Raw genomic sequence first — 1,644 nt, 5'->3', positions numbered from 1 at the left:
TATCCGGAGCAATCAGCCCTCATTCGTAAAATGCAGATGGATACCCAGCTGGCCAATGCCAATGTCAAGGCACAAAGTGCCGCAAAAAAACCCAATGTATTTGCCTTTGGCGAATACACGCTGGATGAAAAGCAAAACTGGATTGTTGGTGTAGCGGCACGTTATAACCTGTTTTCCGGAATCGACAAGAATAAAAATGTTCAGGCCGCAGAATTGCAACGCTATGCCTCAGAACTACTGACAGCACGCACCAAACAGGAAGTTGAAAATATTATTTACAAGTCCTATAGCGAAGCGACTACTGCCCAGCAAAGTCATCAGCTGTTACAGCAAAATCTGAAAGCTGCCCAGGAAAACCTGCGGATTCAGACTTTATCTTTTAAAGAAGATATGGGTACTGCCACTCAGGTGATTGATGCACAAAATACTTTAAGCGCTTTAAAAAGCGAGATGGCATTGAATGCGTATAAATATGTGATGTCCCTGGCTACTTTACTGCAAAGCCATGGCTCGATTGAGCAGTTTCAAAGCTATGTCAGCCAAAGCAATACCAGTTATATTCGTTAATTTTTGATGGGGAACACCATGACTCAAGATCAAAACAAGCCTGATCAAGATGTAGAAAATGCCTCATCAGAAGGCACTGCTAGCAATATCTCGGATCAAAGCAGTAAAATCAATACTCAAGCGGCATCTGAACAGCAAAACAATACCGAGAATGAGTTTTTCAGTTATTCAGAACAATCTGCATCTACTGAACCTGCAGCTCAAAATGAAAAAAAATCTGTTTTGTTAAAAGCTGTGGGCGGCATACTGATTATTTTGCTTCTGGGTTTAATTGGCTTTGGTTTATGGAAAAGTTATCAACCTAAAGAAGTTGAGCTACAAGGACGGGTTGAAGCAGAAACCATCCATGTCAGTACCAAAGTGCCGAGCCGCATTGAAGAAATTTCTATCCATGATGGACAGAAAGTAGTTAAAGGTCAGCAACTGGTTCGCTTGTTTAGTCCTGAAGTGGAAGCCAAAAAGCAGCAGGCGCTGGCAAGCCTGCAATCTGCTTTAGCCTTGCAATCTACAGCGGATCGCGGTTCCCAGCAGGAAAATATCGACAGTTTATATGCCAACTGGCAGGCCATGAAAGCCCAGCAAGAATTAGCCCAAACCACTTATCAACGCGGAGCAACGCTGTTTAAAGAAGGCGTCATTTCACGCCAGCGCCGTGATGAAATGCAGGCTGCAGCACGATCCTCCGCACAAATGACTGAAGCAGCTTATCAGCAGTATGCACGTGCCAAACGCGGCAGTACCTCTGAACAAAAATCTTCCGCCGATGCACAGGTGGAAATTGCCAAAGCTGCGGTTGCGGAGGCCAATGCACTGCAAGCTGAAACCCAACTGGTTTCGCCAATCAATGGCACCGTTTCCAAAACCTATGGCAAGGTGTCAGAACTGGTGGCGATGGGTGTGCCAGTCGTCAGTATTATTCAGGATGATGATCTCTGGGTCAGCCTGAATATTCGTGAAGATCAATATGCACAAGTCTATCAGGCTAAATCGATTGAAGGTTTTATTCCTGCCTTGAACAAGAAAGTCCTGTTCAAGATCAAAAATATTGATGCCGAGGGTGAATTTGCCACCATTAAA

General features: G+C 44.4%; 2 protein-coding genes. Both read left to right on the top strand.

The window, feature by feature from the left end; all coding sequences use genetic code 11:
• Nucleotides 1–567 (top strand): TolC family protein (locus tag B2Y23_RS06585; protein WP_291369780.1); only part of this gene is annotated, 567 nt, incomplete at its 5' end.
• An 18-nt stretch (nucleotides 568–585) separates the two neighbouring features.
• On the top strand, nucleotides 586–1,644 hold a 1,059-nt coding region (locus B2Y23_RS06580; protein WP_291369778.1), incomplete at its 3' end, for an HlyD family secretion protein.

The sequence above is a fragment of the Acinetobacter sp. UBA5934 genome, assembly GCF_002430855.1.
In the GTDB taxonomy this organism is placed as follows: Bacteria; Pseudomonadota; Gammaproteobacteria; order Pseudomonadales; family Moraxellaceae; genus Acinetobacter.
The sequence above is the reverse complement of the archived record's forward strand: the minus strand, read 5'-3'. Positions and strand labels throughout refer to the sequence as shown.